General features: G+C 40.0%; 16 protein-coding genes. 2 read left to right on the forward strand and 14 right to left on the reverse strand.

Annotation, left to right across the window (positions count from 1 at the left end; all coding sequences use genetic code 11):
- Positions 1–80: 80 nt before the first annotated feature.
- The 12 genes from B808_RS00930 to B808_RS00985 form a co-directional block, all read right to left on the reverse strand.
- On the reverse strand, positions 81–4,397 hold the full coding sequence (locus tag B808_RS00930) for a PolC-type DNA polymerase III (protein WP_035421378.1): 4,317 nt from the start codon (positions 4,395–4,397) through the stop codon (positions 81–83).
- A gap of 53 nt (positions 4,398–4,450) precedes the next feature.
- On the reverse strand, positions 4,451–6,208 hold the full coding sequence (locus tag B808_RS00935) for a proline--tRNA ligase (RefSeq protein WP_009167247.1): 1,758 nt from the start codon (positions 6,206–6,208) through the stop codon (positions 4,451–4,453).
- Between the two features lie 19 nt (positions 6,209–6,227).
- The gene (gene rseP, locus B808_RS00940) at positions 6,228–7,505 is read right to left on the reverse strand and encodes an RIP metalloprotease RseP (RefSeq protein WP_009167248.1); all 1,278 of its coding nucleotides are present in this window, start codon (positions 7,503–7,505) and stop codon (positions 6,228–6,230) included.
- 19 nt (positions 7,506–7,524) lie between these two features.
- A complete protein-coding gene (locus B808_RS00945; RefSeq protein ID WP_035421379.1) occupies positions 7,525–8,313 on the reverse strand; it encodes a phosphatidate cytidylyltransferase in 789 nt (262 codons plus the stop codon).
- A 13-nt stretch (positions 8,314–8,326) separates the two neighbouring features.
- Entirely contained in the window at positions 8,327–9,064 is a 738-nt protein-coding gene (locus B808_RS00950) for an isoprenyl transferase (RefSeq protein WP_035421380.1), read from the reverse strand.
- Positions 9,065–9,111: 47 nt separating this feature from the next.
- The gene (locus tag B808_RS00955) at positions 9,112–9,516 is read right to left on the reverse strand and encodes a hypothetical protein (RefSeq protein WP_035421383.1); all 405 of its coding nucleotides are present in this window, start codon (positions 9,514–9,516) and stop codon (positions 9,112–9,114) included.
- A 15-nt stretch (positions 9,517–9,531) separates the two neighbouring features.
- The gene (gene frr, locus B808_RS00960) at positions 9,532–10,095 is read right to left on the reverse strand and encodes a ribosome recycling factor (RefSeq protein WP_009167250.1); all 564 of its coding nucleotides are present in this window, start codon (positions 10,093–10,095) and stop codon (positions 9,532–9,534) included.
- A 3-nt stretch (positions 10,096–10,098) separates the two neighbouring features.
- Positions 10,099–10,821 carry a UMP kinase gene (pyrH, locus tag B808_RS00965; RefSeq protein WP_009167251.1) on the reverse strand — a complete coding sequence of 241 codons (723 nt, stop codon included), beginning with the start codon at positions 10,819–10,821 and terminating at the stop codon, positions 10,099–10,101.
- A gap of 117 nt (positions 10,822–10,938) precedes the next feature.
- Positions 10,939–11,793: a translation elongation factor Ts gene (gene tsf, locus B808_RS00970; RefSeq protein WP_009167252.1), complete on the reverse strand. Its 855-nt coding sequence runs from the start codon at positions 11,791–11,793 to the stop codon at positions 10,939–10,941.
- 91 nt (positions 11,794–11,884) lie between these two features.
- Positions 11,885–12,631 (reverse strand): 30S ribosomal protein S2, encoded by a 747-nt coding sequence (gene rpsB / locus B808_RS00975; RefSeq protein ID WP_009167253.1) that lies wholly within the window; start codon positions 12,629–12,631, stop codon positions 11,885–11,887.
- A 166-nt stretch (positions 12,632–12,797) separates the two neighbouring features.
- Entirely contained in the window at positions 12,798–13,064 is a 267-nt protein-coding gene (locus B808_RS00980) for a GIY-YIG nuclease family protein (protein ID WP_035421385.1), read from the reverse strand.
- Positions 13,054–13,803, reverse strand: a complete 750-nt coding sequence (locus B808_RS00985) for a tRNA1(Val) (adenine(37)-N6)-methyltransferase (RefSeq protein ID WP_009167255.1) — start codon at positions 13,801–13,803, stop codon at positions 13,054–13,056. Before B808_RS00985 ends, B808_RS00980 begins: the two co-directional genes overlap by 11 nt.
- Positions 13,804–13,881: 78 nt before the next feature.
- Here B808_RS00985 and B808_RS00990 point away from each other — a divergent pair, with 78 nt between their 5' ends.
- Positions 13,882–14,511, forward strand: a complete 630-nt coding sequence (locus tag B808_RS00990; RefSeq protein ID WP_035421388.1) for a lysophospholipid acyltransferase family protein — start codon at positions 13,882–13,884, stop codon at positions 14,509–14,511.
- Between the two features lie 48 nt (positions 14,512–14,559).
- Here the strand turns inward: B808_RS00990 and B808_RS00995 are convergent, their stop codons facing one another.
- A complete protein-coding gene (locus B808_RS00995; protein WP_009167257.1) occupies positions 14,560–14,781 on the reverse strand; it encodes a YneF family protein in 222 nt (73 codons plus the stop codon).
- A gap of 17 nt (positions 14,782–14,798) precedes the next feature.
- Positions 14,799–15,050 carry a DUF896 domain-containing protein gene (locus B808_RS01000; RefSeq protein ID WP_009167258.1) on the reverse strand — a complete coding sequence of 84 codons (252 nt, stop codon included), beginning with the start codon at positions 15,048–15,050 and terminating at the stop codon, positions 14,799–14,801.
- 138 nt (positions 15,051–15,188) lie between these two features.
- Between B808_RS01000 and lexA the strand changes: the two genes are divergently transcribed.
- Positions 15,189–15,818, forward strand: a complete 630-nt coding sequence (gene lexA, locus B808_RS01005) for a transcriptional repressor LexA (RefSeq protein ID WP_035421392.1) — start codon at positions 15,189–15,191, stop codon at positions 15,816–15,818.
- Positions 15,819–15,822 lie beyond the last annotated feature (4 nt).

Genomic DNA, 15,822 nt, shown 5'->3' on the forward strand with positions numbered 1-15,822 from the left:
GAGTGAGCATCGCTGCTCACTCCAAGAGAGTTGATTAATCGTACTCTAATAGTATCACGAATTGCATGTCATGACAATCACTATAGATCAAAGAGACTAAGTTGATTTTCATCGGGCAAGTCGTTCAAAACCTGATGTTGCCGCATAAACTCAATGATGGTCTTAGATACCCCACCTCGCTTAGCTAGGTCTTCTTTAGAAATAAACGGTTTATCGGCACGAGCTGCCACGATCTGTTTTGCAACGTTTAGCCCTAATCCAGGAATAGCACTAAATGGAGCCAACAAGCGGTCACCATCCATCAGCCACTGCGCCGCATCTGAACGCTCCAAATCAACCATTTCAAATTGATACCCACGAGCTAACATTTCATTAGCTAACTGCATGACCGTCAACAAGTTTTTTTCCTTAGTTGAGGCCTCTGATCCTTTAGCTTCAATCTGTTGGATTAAATCCTGAACAGCGTTAGTTCCACGAGCCATTGCAACCACATCAAAATCATCAGCACGAACTGAAAAATAAGCTGCATAATATACTAATGGGAAATAGACTTTAAAATAAGCCACTCGCAGCGCCATTAATACATACGCCGTAGCATGTGCTCTAGGAAACATATATTTGATCTTAAGACACGAATCAATATACCAGTCTGGAACCTTCGCTTGTTTCAGTACCGCTTGCTTCTCATCATCGATTCCACGACCATGCCGCACCTGTTCCATAACTTGAAAGGAAGTTTCCGTATCGACTCCCCAATTAATCAAATCAGTCATGATGTTATCACGGCAACCAATCACATCTGAAATGGTAGCAATGCCTTCCTTAATTAATTCTTCAGCATTTCCTAACCAAACATCAGTTCCATGCGAGAGTCCAGAAATTTGTAGTAAATCGGAAAAGTTCTGTGGATGGGTGGCTTCTAACATCCCTCGAACAAAGCGCGTCCCAAACTCTGGGATCCCTAAAGTTCCCGTTTTTGAGGAAATGGCTTCACTCGTAACACCGAGAATTTTAGGACTACTAAACAATGACATAACTCCTGAATCATTCATAGGAATCGAATAGGGGTCAATCCCAGATAAGTCTTGAAGCATCCGAATCATGGTCGGATCATCATGCCCTAAAATATCAAGCTTCAGAATATTATCATGAATTGAATGAAAATCAAAATGAGTTGTTTTCCACGCAGCATGCTGGTCTTCAGCTGGATATTGAATAGGAGTGAAATCATAGATATCCATATAATCAGGAACAACAATGATCCCAGCTGGATGTTGACCAGTAGTTCGTTTAACTCCAGTAGCTCCCTTTGCTAACCGATCAATCTCAGCATTGCGAAAGTTTTTCCCGGTATCTCGTTCATAAGCCTTCACATACCCATAGGCGGTTTTATCAGCAACCGTTCCAATCGTTCCTGCTCGGAAAACATTATTTTCACCGAAGAGTACCTTCGTATAGTTATGGGCAATTGCCTGATAATCACCGGAAAAATTCAAATCAATATCAGGAACTTTATTCCCTTTAAAACCTAAAAAGGTTTCAAAGGGAATATTATGACCATCACCAATCATGGTTGTTTTACACTCCGGACACTGGGCAGCTGGTAAATCAAATCCAGAACTATATTCACCCTTTGTAAAAAACTTTGAGTAATGACAATGCGGACAACGATAGTGCGGGGGAAGCGGGTTAACTTCCGTAATCCCGGTCATTGTGGCAACAAGACTTGACCCAACCGAACCTCGAGATCCAACTAAGTAACCATCCTTATTACTCTTAGCTACCAAACGTTGAGAAATTAAGTAAATCACGGAAAATCCATTACCGATAATACTTTTAAGTTCCCGATCAAGTCGTTGCTGGACAATCTCAGGGAGATGATCACCATACAATTGGTGTGCACGATCAAGGCTCCGCTCCTTGATTTCTGTTTCCGCCCCCTCCATCTTGGGAGTATATAGTTTATCCTTCAAAGGGTGGATTTCATCAACTAGATCAACAATGCTTTGAGGATTAGTAACAACCAACTGTTTAGCAGTTGCTTCTCCCAAAAAGCTAAAATCATGTAACATTTCATCCGTTGTCCGAAAATGGAGATCTGGTAATTCCGTTCGATTTAGTGGATTAGCTCCACCCTGAGAATTAATTAAAATCTTACGATAAATGGCATCATGTGGTTCTAAATAATGCGCATCTCCCGTTGCCACAATTGGAACTTGGACTTTATGGGCGACCGAAACCATTTTCTTTAAGATTTCTTGTAACTTTCCCCGATCACTTATCAATTTTTGATCAAGTAATGGTTGATAAGAAGCTGGTGGTTGAATCTCTAAATAATCATAAAAATCAGCTTTGGCTAACGCTGCTGCTTCCCCTTTTTGCATCATGGCGGTGAAAACTTCATTACTTGAGCAAGCAGAACCCACTAAAATTCCATCACGATATTCTGTTAAAACACTCCGTGGGATTCTAGGAACTCGGTAAAAATATTTGATGTGGGCAAGCGAAACTAACTTAAACAGATTTTTTAATCCAGCTTGCGTCTGCGCTAATAAAATGGCGTGAAAGGGGCGAGCGTGCTTATAAGCATCATTTTCTGTCATATGTTCATTTAATTGATCATGAAACTCAATATGATATTCGGATTCAGCATCTTTTAAAAATAAATAATTTAATTTTCCCGTCGTTTCAGCATCATAAATCGCGCGGTGATGATGTTCCAAGGCTACATCAAATTTTTTGGCTAGTGTATTTAATCGATAACTTTTAAAATCAGGATATAAAAAGCGGGAGAGTGTGAGCGTATCAATGATTGGATTTTTGATTTCTTCCATGTCATGCCGACGATAACCAGTATCCATAAATCCAATGTCAAACGTAACGTTGTGACCAACGATAATAGCGTCACCACAAAACTCCCGAAAAAGCCGAAAAACCTCAGCCTCACTTTTAGAACCTGCCACCATTTCGTCAGTGATCGATGTCAAATTGGTTGTCTGTTCTGACAAATGAAACTTGGGATCAATAAATTCTTCGAATTTTTCAATGACCTGATTTCCTTGCATCTTAACTGCTGACAATTCAATTACCCGATCATAAACAGCCGATAATCCCGTTGTTTCAGTGTCAAAAATTACATAAGTTGCATCCTTTAATGATCGGTGCGCATCATTGTAAGCAATCGGTTCACCATCATCAACTACATTTGCTTCCATTCCGTATAACATCTTTACTTGATATTTTTCTGCAGCACGAAAAGCATCGGGAAATGCCTGAACATTATCATGGTCAGTGATCGCAAGCGCTGGTTGTCCCCAGGTATGCGCCTGCTTAACAAAATCAGTAATCGAATTGGTCGCATCCATCTGACTCATATTCGAGTGCAGATGAAGCTCCACCCGTTTTTGTGCGGGTTCGGCTTGGTCTTGACGATTTTCATGAACAACTGGGTTAATATCATAAGCATTCATAACAAGCTCATGTGCATAGTTATCCTCTTGAATTGTTCCTCGAATTTTCAACCAGTCCCCCACTTGTAGCTGATCAAACTGAAGGGCTTCCTCGTCATCCTTTGAAAATTTCTTAACCGTTATTGACGATGAATAATCGGTTAACTTTAGGATGAGTAGCTTACGACCAGAACGTAGCTTTCGGACTTCACGATCAAAAACGTACCCATTAATTATTACTGACCGTTCTTCATCAGTAATTTGTTCTAGCTGCGTCGTTTCACTTCCGTCAGCAATTTTTCTGCCAATTACTGCTGTTTTTCCCCGCTGGTGGGCCTCTTTTTGAACCGTAGTTTGATTCATTGCCTGCTGGGCTTGCGCAGCAAGTTTCTCATCTCGTGCCTTTTTTTGCGTCTGTAAATTCTCCAGTTGTTTTTGAGAGGCACTGTCATCAACCATTGTATGGATGTTAAATTTAGGAAAACCGACTTTTTGATAGGTACGTTCAATGGAACCGAGTCCCTTTTCAGTTAAGAAACGCTGAACCATCTCATTGACTGCTAAAAAAGTTACGCGGTGATCGTTATCTAATTTTGGGACATTTTTATCACAAAGCTCCTGAACAAAGCTGGACTGCAAGTCAGCATGAGTTACCACCCAATCCCAATAATCACCGAGCTTACGGTCATCCAATTGGGATTGCGTAGTTTTGATAGTAAAATCTACTCGAGCAATCGGCGTAAAAACCGTTTCTAACTGCATAACCAAATTGTTAAAGTCTGAAAACGGTAAAATTTCGGGGAAATAAAAATTAAATTCCCAACACTTCGATTTCTCGTGGACGATAACCCCTTCAATCTTCCCACCTTGGAAAACTGACCGTTGTTCAGTTGGAATTTGCAACTGATCAAGTAGTTTATTAAATGTCTCAGTTTGATCTAAAGGCACAACGTTCTCCTTCCCTCGCAAGCAAAAAAGCCAGTAAAAACTGGCTTAGCCATTTAAATGTTTTTAGCTAAAATATCAATTGTATTTTTCAAATCATCAACTCGCGTCTCAATGGTTTCACCAGTTTTACGAATCTTAACCTCAACAATATCTTCTGCAACTTTTTTGCCGAGAGTTATCCGAATTGGGATTCCAATCAAATCTGCATCAGCAAATTTAACTCCTGCGCGTTCTTTCCGATCGTCTAAAAGTACTTCCAAACCATCATTTTCAAGATTAGTGGTAATTTGCTCAGCTAAAGTTCTTTGTTTCTCATCCTTAATGTTAATTGGAAGCACATGGACATCAAACGGAGCAATACTCCGTGGCCAAATTAGACCGTTTTCATCAGCTTGTTGCTCAGTAACTGCTGATAGCAGTCGGCTTACGCCAATTCCATAACAGCCCATAATAACCGGCTGCTGACGACCATTTTCATCTAAGATCGTAGCATCCAAACTAGTAGAATATCTAGTACCCAATTTAAAAATGTGTCCAACCTCAATTCCCTTGGTAAAATGCAATACTCCGCTTCCATCAGGAGAAATATCCCCCTCATTAACCATGCGAAAATCGCCATATTGTAAGTCAGGAAAATCACGACTGGGATTAAAACCAGTGTAGTGTTTACCAATAGGATCCGTTGTCAGGTCTACATTTGGCAACTTAGCGCCCTGACTGTTAACAATCACTGCCATTGCTGGGGCCCCAATTACACCATTTACCATCCCATGAACGTATTCATCAGCGACGACAACCATTTTGGAAGGAAGTGCAAGCGTTCCATCTTGCAACACTTGCCCCTTTGTTTCAATTGCATCTGCTAGTTGAAGGCGATCGGCATTAAAAAAGTTTTGCAGCTTATTTTCATTTACTGTTTGTGATCCACGTAATAAAACCAAGACCAGTTGCCCATCAACATCATACAAAAGACTTTTGATAATTTGGTCAGTTGAAACCTCTAAAAGCGCTGCAACATCTGCTACATTTTTACAGTTAGCAGTTGCTACCACCTGAAGCGATTGGGGCTCAGCATGGGATTTTTTGTTCATTACTAAGTTTGTCGCCATTTCAAGATTAGCGGCATATTCACTATTGTCAGAGTACACAATTGTATCTTCACCAACAGCAGCTGGTGCAGAAAACTCCATTGAATCAGAGCCACCCATGCTACCGCTATCTCCAATAATGCTTTGATAGTCTAACCCGATTCGATCAAAAATTTTAGTGAAAGCCTGTCGCATAGCGCGATAGGTCTGATCCAAGTCTTCATCTGAAGCAGCAAAAGAGTAAGAATCAAGCATCATAAATTCTCGACTGCGGAGTAACCCATATCGAGGACGATCCTCATCTCGATATTTAGATTGAATCTGATAAATATTTAAAGGTAATTTTTTGTAAGAACTAACTGTTGCTTTAATCAGTTCCGTAACTGTTTCTTCATGCGTTGGTCCCAAAATAAAATCGGTATCATGGCGATTCTTTAATCGAAAGAGTTCGGGCCCGTAAGCAGCATATCTACCAGATTTTTTCCAAAATTCAGCTGGAATCATTGTCGGTAATAACATTTCCGTTGCATCCGTGCGATCTAGCTCTTCTCTAATAATGGTCTTAATTCGAGCTAAAACCCGGTAAGCTAGTGGCAAGTACGCATAGTTTCCCGCTGAGATTTGCCGAATAAAGCCTGCCCGCAACAACAACTTATGACTCAATGCTTCGGCTCCCGCTGGGTCCTGCTTTTGTGTTGGAATTAATATTTTTGATTGTCGCATAGTTTTCCTCACTTCTAATTTAACGGATAAAATACCGCATAATATCGTTCCACGTTACCAAGAGCATCAGCCCAATCAAAAAGACGAAGCCCCCAATTGTAAGCAACGTTTCAAACCGTTCTGAAAGTGGCTTGCCACGTAACATTTCAATGACATTTAAAAGAATTTTGCCCCCATCAAGCGCGGGGATCGGAATCAGATTAACGATCGCCAAGTTAATTGACAGCCAAGCTAAAAATGAAATAACGCCAACCATTCCATATGAAGTTGCCTGTGAGGTGGTGGCAAAAATCGCCACCGGACCACCCAGATCATTTAGTGAAAAATGACCGCTAACCATATACCACAGTGCCCCAAAAAGCTGTTTGGCTGTCATCCAGGTTCGTGAAAATCCAGCTAGAAATTTTGCTCGTAAGCTATGGTCGACTGCAGCGGTAATCCCTAAATAGCCAACTCGTTGTTTTTGAACTTTTTTGGAACCTAATTTTACTACTACATCTTTCTCTTGTTGGCCACGTTTGACAGTTAATTTAGCTCGTTTTCCAGGTAATTTGCTAATTGCCTGGCTAAGATCAGTAAAATTAGCTGTTTTCTGTCCATTAACTGTTGTTATGCGATCCCCATTTTGTAAACCAGCCTGTTTTGCAATGGCGGGCTTTACATTACTAATCTGGATTTGATTGGTATTTTTGCTAACTCCACCTTGCAAGAAAGCCAGTACTGTAAAAGCAACAATTGCCAACAAAATATTATTAACAATTCCAGCTAGGTTAACCAGTAGCTTTTTCCAAACCGGAGCATTTTGAAATTGGACATCAACGGGAGCAATCTGCAGTGCGATTCCGTTTGGTTGAACTATTAACGCATCATGGTCAACTTGATACTGCTTTTTTATTTCTTCAGCTCCATTTTCATATCCACTAATCTCAAGGGTATTAACTAAATCGGCCTTGGCAACCTGAAATGGAATTCCCTGTAGTAATTGTTGATTGCGACTCAAATCAATTTTAGTTACAATACCCGCCTGATTTAGTTGGAGCCGAACATCTGTCCCTGGCTTAATTTGATTAACTTCATCGTCATCATTGCCAGCTAATAAGACGTACCCACCGATCGGAAGAAGGCGCAACGTATAAGTTGTTTGATGATAGTGATAAAAGAACAGTTTTGGCCCCATTCCAATTGAAAACTCTCGCACCATTAAGCCAGCTCGTTTTGCAACGATAAAATGACCAAACTCATGGACAAAGACCAAAATTCCAAACACAATAATAAAACTGATAATGGTAGTTAACACAACCTCACATACCTTTCAACTAGATAATTCCAAATAAATGTAGCAGTGGTAATACAAATAACAGACTATCAAAACGATCTAAAATCCCACCATGACCTGGTAAGATTTTGCCGGAATCTTTAACTCCATAGTAACGTTTAAGCGCTGATTCAACCAAATCACCCAGTTGACCACCAATAGATAATAAAATGGTAGTCGCAATCATAGGAAGTAGTGTTAAATTTCCAATTGGAAAAACTATGGTAAAAATACTAACAATCAGCGTAGCCAAAATTGTTCCACCGATGGAACCTTCCCAAGTTTTATTAGGAGAGATATGCTTAGCTAATTTATGCTTACCAAAGTACTTTCCAACCATGTAAGCTCCTGTGTCCGTACACCAAACAATTAGCAAAGCATACAAAAGGGTTGTCAGTCCCTCCTGGCGAGCCGTAATGAAATAATTAAAACCCATTCCAATGTATAGCATTGCTAACGTATATACCCCGGCATCATCAAAGTTAAACTTATTTTTGGAAAAAACCGTTGTTAGTAATAATAACATCACTACTACATAAAATGAAAAGGAGGGTGACCATGCGGCGGGGAGAAACCCTAAAAAAGCCTTGGGAATAATAATCGCAGTCACTCCAACAAACGTAATTAACGCCTCTGGAGAAATTAGTAGTTTCTTCTTCATGATGAAAATCTCTGCCATTGCTAGCAAGCCCAATCCGACTGCCGCACTGCTAACCCACACTCCGCCTAAAATAATGATGGGAATAAAAATTAATAAAGCGATTACTGCCGTTATAGTCCGTTGCTTCATGATTGGTCTTCTCCTATTTGTTTTTTACGCCACCAAAGCGCCGATGTCGGTTTTGAAACTCTAGTAAGCAATCCATAAAATCTGCCGAGGTGAAATCCGGCCAAAGCGTATTCGTGAATACGAGTTCACTATAAGCAGCTTGCCATAACAAAAAATTAGACAAGCGTTGCTCACCACTTGTTCGAATAATTACATCTGGATCAGCAGCTTCACCAAATTGAGCTGTTTCTAATTGGGAAGCAATGGTTGCTGCTGTAATCTGATCGGGACGTAACTTTCCTTGCTGAACAAAACTACCTAACCTCTGCATTACTTCAACTAATTCATCACGACTGCCGTAATTAATCGCAAAGTTTAAAATCATCCCGGTGTTTTCACTCGTATCTTCCTTAGCAGCTGTTACTGCTGCTTGAGTTGCTGGTGGTAGCGCTGATTCATCACCGATTGTTGTTACCTTGATGTTGTTTTTAATCAATTTAGGAACAAAATTTTTAAAAAAAATCGTTGGCAAACTCATAATGTACTTTATTTCTTTCGCTGGTCTTTTCCAATTTTCCGTTGAAAAAGCATAGACAGTTAGAACTTTGATTCCCAAATCACTAGCAGTTGTTGTAATTTCTTCAATGACGTTCATTCCCCGTTTATGTCCAGCAATTCTTGGCAAATGACGTTGCTGTGCCCAGCGACCATTTCCGTCCATAATAATTGCAACGTGAGCTGGAAGTCGGTGTTCATCTAATTCATGATCCATGATTTACTCCATCATTAGCATAAATAAAGGATGAGAAATCTCACCCTTTAACCAATTAATTTCCATTCGCCATAATTTGCATCCGCTAATGTTTGAAAATACCGTAGCAACTGATTAGCTATTGCTGGGTTGTTCTCACTAATCAGATTTAAGCCTTGTCCCGTTGGTAGTGCTGCTGACAGATTAGTCACCTGATTTTGATCATCCATAGTCGCCCGCGAGAAGGCCATTACCCAATCACCAGGAACAGTTTTAGTAACCAAAAAAAAGATCTGCAATTGATGGGTCAGGCAAGCTGGCATTGTATACACTTGCGGCTCCAATCGGACTAGCCGCTGACTAGAAAAATCAAACACTGCAATATTATCTGCAGTTGGTGTTTTCTTTAACCGAAAAACCATCCTATCGAAAGCAGGCGTTCCAGGCAAAATTTCTTGCGGTTGTTCGTTCATAGTTTCAATCCCAAGCTAATCAGTCATGATTGACTGTTGCTTATCTTTTACAATCTCATCAACTTTTTTAATGGCATCATTCGTTGCCGTTTGAATCTGGTTTTCTAAATCATGAGCCTCATCATCGTTAAGTTCATCACTTTTATTTTGTCTTTTAACTAAATCCATACTATCACGTCGAATGTTACGAATTGCTACTTTGGTCTGTTCTCCAACTGCCTTAGCTTTTTTAGCGATTTCTTGACGCCGTTCCTCAGTTAACTGGGGAATCTCAATTCGAATGTTGTCACCATCATTCATCGGATTTAATCCCAAGTCAGCTTCCAAAATCCCACGTTCAATGTCTCCTAATGAATTCTTATCATAAGGTGTCACCATGATGATCCGTGCTTCCGGAATTGAAATCGATGCGACTTGATTTAGTGGCGTACTAGCACCGTAATAATCAACGCGAACCGGTTTTAATACGTTGGCATTAGCTCGTCCCGTTCGCATCTGACTTAAATCGGTTGCTAATACTGAATTACTCTTTTTCATTTTATCTTGTGCATCTTTAACTAACTGTTGCTGTCCTGCCATAAATTATTTCCCCTCCACAATTGTTCCAATATTTTGACCATGAACAACTCGTTTAATATTCCCCGGCTCGTTTAAATTGAAAACTACCAATGGAATGTTATTGTCCATCGATAGGGAACTTGCCGTTGAATCCATTACCTGCAAGCCTTTATTCAAAATATCAAGTTGAGTTAATTTATCATACTTAATAGCCGAAGCATCGGTTTTGGGATCAGCCGAATAGATGCCATCAACTCCATTTTTTGCCATCAGAATTGCATCGGCGTCGATTTCAGCCGCCCGCAAAACTGCGGTTGTATCTGTTGAAAAATAAGGGTTTCCAGTTCCACCAGAAAAAATAACAATTCGTCCCTTTTCAAGATGACGAATTGCTTTTCGCCGAATGTATGGTTCTGCAATCTGTCGCATTTCAATTGAAGTCTGTAATCTTGTTGGAACTCCCTCAGATTCGAGGTTATCTTGTAATGCCAAACCGTTCATAATTGTTGATAGCATCCCAATATAATCAGCTTGGGAACGCTCCATGCCCATTTCAGCACCAGCTTCGCCACGCCACATGTTGCCACCACCAACGACAATTGCAATCTGAATTCCTTGGTTATAAACATCGTGAATCTCTTTAGCAATTTTTTTAATTACCGGAGGATTAATCCCAAATCCCTTTTCTCCAGCCAGCGCTTCCCCGCTTAGCTTTAAAATGATTCGTTTATATTTTAACTCAGACATTAAAATTTTCCCCCTGAAATATTCCATGATGGTTTAATTTTAGCATAAATATTTTTAGAACAACAGCATGCATTCTAGCCACAAAAAAAGAGTCGGCGAACCCGCCAACTCTCATAATTATTCGTCTTCAGCTTCTGAAGCCGATTCAATTCCTTCACCAACCTGGTAACGAACAAAGCCGGCTAATTTACCACCATTTGCTTTCACATATTCGCCAACGGTTTGATCAGGATCTTTTACAAATGGTTGGTCTGCCAGGCAAATCCCTGCCAAAAACTTGTTCAAACGACCAACAACCATTTTTTCAACAATGTTAGCAGGTTTCCCTTCTGACAGAGCCTCTTTTTTCAAAACTTCGGTTTCGTGCTCAAGGCGTTCTTTGGAGATGTCATCTTTCGTTAAAAATTCTGGGTTTTCCGCAGCCACATGCATTGCTACATCCTTAGCAATCGTAGAATTAGCTCCGTCTAATTTAACCAACACACCAATTTGTCCACCATTGTGGAGGTAAGCTCCAAAACTTTGATCGCTAGTCTTTGTCATTGTTTCAAACCGACGTAAAGTGATCTTTTCATTTGTAATTTGACTAGTGTGAATAATTTCATCTTGAACTTTCCCATCTTCAAGGTGAAGCTCATTAGCAGCCTCTAAATTAGCCGGTTGCTCTAACGCAATTTGATCAGTAATTGCATCAATTAAATCTTTAAAATCATCGTTTGCAGCCACAAAATCCGTCTCGGAGTTTACTTCTACAATTGCAGCGCGGTCATCGTGGATAGCAACCCGAGTTAATCCGTCAGCAGCAGTGTTCCCACTCTTTTTTTGTGCTTTGGCAACTCCCTTTTCACGTAAGATATCAATTGCTTTTTGTTGATCACCATCTGCCTCCACCAGTGCTTTTTTAGCATCCATCATGCCGGCACTAGTTTTGTCACGTAATTCTTTAACTTGTTTTGCTGTAATATTTGCCATAACTAACTCTCCTTTATATATATATATATATCGATTAAAAAAGCCAACTTGCTAGGCCGCATTGGTCTCAGCAAAGTCAGCCATTAACTGCTTATTTATCTTCAGATTCACTAGTTGAATCAGCTTTTTCAAAGCTTTCTTCACTAACTTCATCTTCACCCTGACGACCTTCGATAATCGCATCTGCCATCGTAGCAGTAATCAGTCGAATAGCTCGAATCGCATCGTCATTAGAAGGAATCACATAATCAATTCCATCAGGATCAGTGTTAGTATCAACCATTGCAATCACAGGGATATTTAATTTTTGCGCTTCTTTCAAAGCAATCTGTTCCTTGTGTGGATCAGCAATAAACATCACATCAGGAAGCTTAGGCATATCTTCGATACCACCAAGAAAGCGTTCCAATTTTTCTGTTTGTTTTGCTAATAAGGAAGCTTCTTTTTTGGGCAACCGATCAAAGGTTCCATCAGTGGCCATCTTCTTTAACTGCTTTAAATACTTAATTCGTTTTTGGATCGTATCCCAGTTAGTTAAAGTTCCACCTAACCATCGATGATTAACATAGAAAGAACCAGCTCGCTTAGCTTCCTCTTCAATCGAGTCCTGTGCCTGCTTCTTAGTTCCAACAAACAATACAACGGCATCATCTGCAGCTTCTTTTTTCAAGAAATCATAGGCGACTCCAAGCAACTTAACCGTCTTTTGTAAATCAATGATGTAAATCCCGTTTCGTTCGGTAAAAATATATTTCGCCATCTTAGGATTCCAACGACGAGTTTGGTGTCCAAAATGAACCCCTGCTTCCAACAACTGTTTCATTGATACTACAGCCATAATAAAACCTCCAAAATATAGTTAGACCTCCCCAGACTTATATTCAAAACTCATTGAGCACTATTGAATAAAACCGTCTGAGTGCGTATTAGTAAATTAATACCGATACCAATTATACAAACACTTGATTAAAAATACAAGTGGCAAGTTCAGTAACTGCTTTAAACTACCAATGAATTTGGTGATCCCGCAAAAACTTTTCCTTACTGCGTCTACTCTGATGCTTAAACTGATATTCTGCTTGTAAAGCTTCATGCTTAGTTGCAAATTGACAGCTATACAATAGACTAACCGGTTGTCGGCTCTTGGTATATTTAGCACCACAGCACTGCTGATGCTGATGCAAGCGTCGCAAAACATCGGTGGTAAATCCGCCATAAAATGAGCCATCACCACAAAGTAATACATACATAAAATATTTCTTATTTGGCATACAACAACCGCTGCAAGTATGGACTATACTTGTCTCCTTCATAGGTTACAATTGGGGATTTAATTTTCAACCCGCCAGGTCTGCCGTCTTTTTTTGCTGAGATTAATACTAAATTGGCCGCTTGCCCCATACGAGGATAGATCAATTGCATTTGTTTTGGAACCAAGCGCTCGTGGACTAAAGTTGCTAAAATTTCGGTTAGTCGCTCTGGCCGATGCACTAAAAAAAGCGTACCACCGGTTTTCAGTAACTTACTGCTCATCGCCACCACCGTGGCTAAATTGGTAGCAATCTCGTGTCGTGCTAGCGCCAAATGCTGGTTTGGATTTTTTAGGCTAGTGGCAGCTACTGGAAAATAAGGGGGATTTACCAATACATTATCAACGGATTCTTTAGTAAAAAATTGTAAACTATCGCTGAGATCTGCTTGACAAACCGTAATCTGTTCTTCTAAACGATTTAATGTGACACTTCTCCTAGCCATATCACAGAGCTCGGGCTGAATTTCGATTTCGGTAATTTTAGCATGTGTCTTTTGACTTACAAACAACCCCACTGCCCCATTTCCTGCACAGAGATCAACAATTTGAGCCTTTGAACTAGTGCGTACCTGGGCAAAATCAGCTAAAAGAACGGCATCAAGTGAAAACGAAAAAACAGCTGAACTTTGAATAATTTTTATTTTCTGACTGTATAATTGATCAATTCGTTCGCCAGGAAATAATTGAATGTGATCCATCAAAAAATCCTTTCAATTTCTAAACCCGTAAAGATGATATAATGCCAATTGTACCTCTCAAAAGAAAGGATGAGAAGCTTGTTTTACTCGATTATATTCTCACTCATTAAATTTATCATTTGGATTCTGAATGGAAAAACTAAAGTTACTAACAAAGACCGAATTCCCCAAGGAAACTATGTGTTAATTGCTCCCCACCGCACCTGGTTTGATATGCTGTTCTTCACCGTAAATCTTCTCCCCAAACAATTTTACTTTCTCGCTAAAAAAGAATTGTTTAAAAACCGTATTTTTGCTTGGTGTCTGAAAAAATGTCATGTTGAGCCCGTTGATCGTGATAATCCAGGGATTTCGGTGGTTAAAAAACCAATCAAAACTTTACGAAAAACTGATTTATCCGTAATGATGTTCCCCTCTGGCACCCGTCACTCCAGCAAACTTAAGGGCGGTGCTGCATTCATCGCCCAGGCTGCTGGAGTGCCTATGATTCCAGTCGTTTATCAGGGGCCTCTGACCTTGAAAGCAGCTTTTTGCAGAAATAAGGCTTTCATTAACTTTGGTAACCCCATTTATATTGAAAAGGGGCTGAAACTAAACGAAGCGGCTCAGCAAAAGATTGAAACCCAAATGACCGCTGCTTTTAAAGAATTAGACAATGAAATCAATCCAAATTACGTGTATAAGGATGTTAGTAAAATGCCCCATTAAAAAACAACCAACTCAATTAACTAGATAATTGAGTTGGTTGTTTTTTTGTTATGCCTTCGCGTTACGCTTCATGGCAATCATCATTTGATTTAGTTTTTTCTTGGAGGGCTTTTGTCCCATCTGTAACATCATTGCTCGCAACTGTTCTTCGTTGATTGGCGGATTATCCTTTAAATACTTTTCCATGTACTTGCGGGCTGCAAAGAAGCCAACAGCCGCTCCAGCAACGGCTGCCAAAATAATTAATAAAATCCAAATGAAAGTCGACATTATCGAGTTCCCCTTCCCTAGTTGTCACGTAAATCTTTATTTCTTTGAACTTCCTTTACTTTTTCCGAAGTGATTTCATTTCCATTTTTATCAAAAACACGAGTAAGCTCAACCTGATTTCTAAAGTTGGACTTGAATCGTTCTAAATACTGACGGCGCAATTTTTCTTGCTCTGCTGTTTCTGCAGTGGTTAAACCTTCGGATTTTGCTTTATGAGCTAACTCATTAATTCTTGGGATGATTTTTTTTAGTTCTTCGTCCTCAGCCATCACGACACTCCCCTTTTAAAATATATTCCTATCATAGCATGAAAGATCCCAAAAAGACAATGCTCAAGCACGAACAAACGTTTGCAATCATGGTCAATTATGCTACTATTAACATACCAAAAAACATTGAGGTGTCACATGTCATCTAATTCAAAACAAATTCAAATTTTACAATTTATCTATGACGAGGTAAAAAAACAGGGTTATCCACCAACCGTTCGCGAAATTGGAGCCGGCGTCGGCTTATCTTCTGCCTCAACAGTGCACGGTCATTTGGCTCGTTTGCAAAAAAAAGGGCTTTTAACTAAAAATCCCACCAAACCTCGAGCAATTGAAATTACTCCGAGCGGGATTGATGTTTTAGGAGTCGAACAACCGACTACAGCTACAAAAATTCCGTTACTTGGAACCGTTGCAGCCGGAAACCCGATTTTGGCCGTTCAAGAGGCGACTGACTACTTTCCCATCCCCGACAGCTTAAAACACCTGCATCAAGATCTCTTTATGCTTACCATCAGCGGCGAAAGCATGATCAATGTTGGCATCCTAGACGGCGACCAAGTCATTGTAGAGCGAACTCCCAATGCAGAAAATGGTGAGATTGTAATTGCTATGAATGATGAAGGTGAAGCTACGTGTAAGCGGTTTTATAAAGAAAGCGACCATTTTCGACTCCAACCAGAAAATGACAGCATGACACCCATCATCCTAACTGAATGTACCATCCTTGGAAAAGTGGTCGGTCTATACCGTGATCAGATTGATTAAGCAA

The sequence above is a fragment of the Fructilactobacillus florum 8D genome (assembly GCF_000512295.1).
Lineage (GTDB): Bacteria > Bacillota > Bacilli > Lactobacillales > Lactobacillaceae > Fructilactobacillus > Fructilactobacillus florum.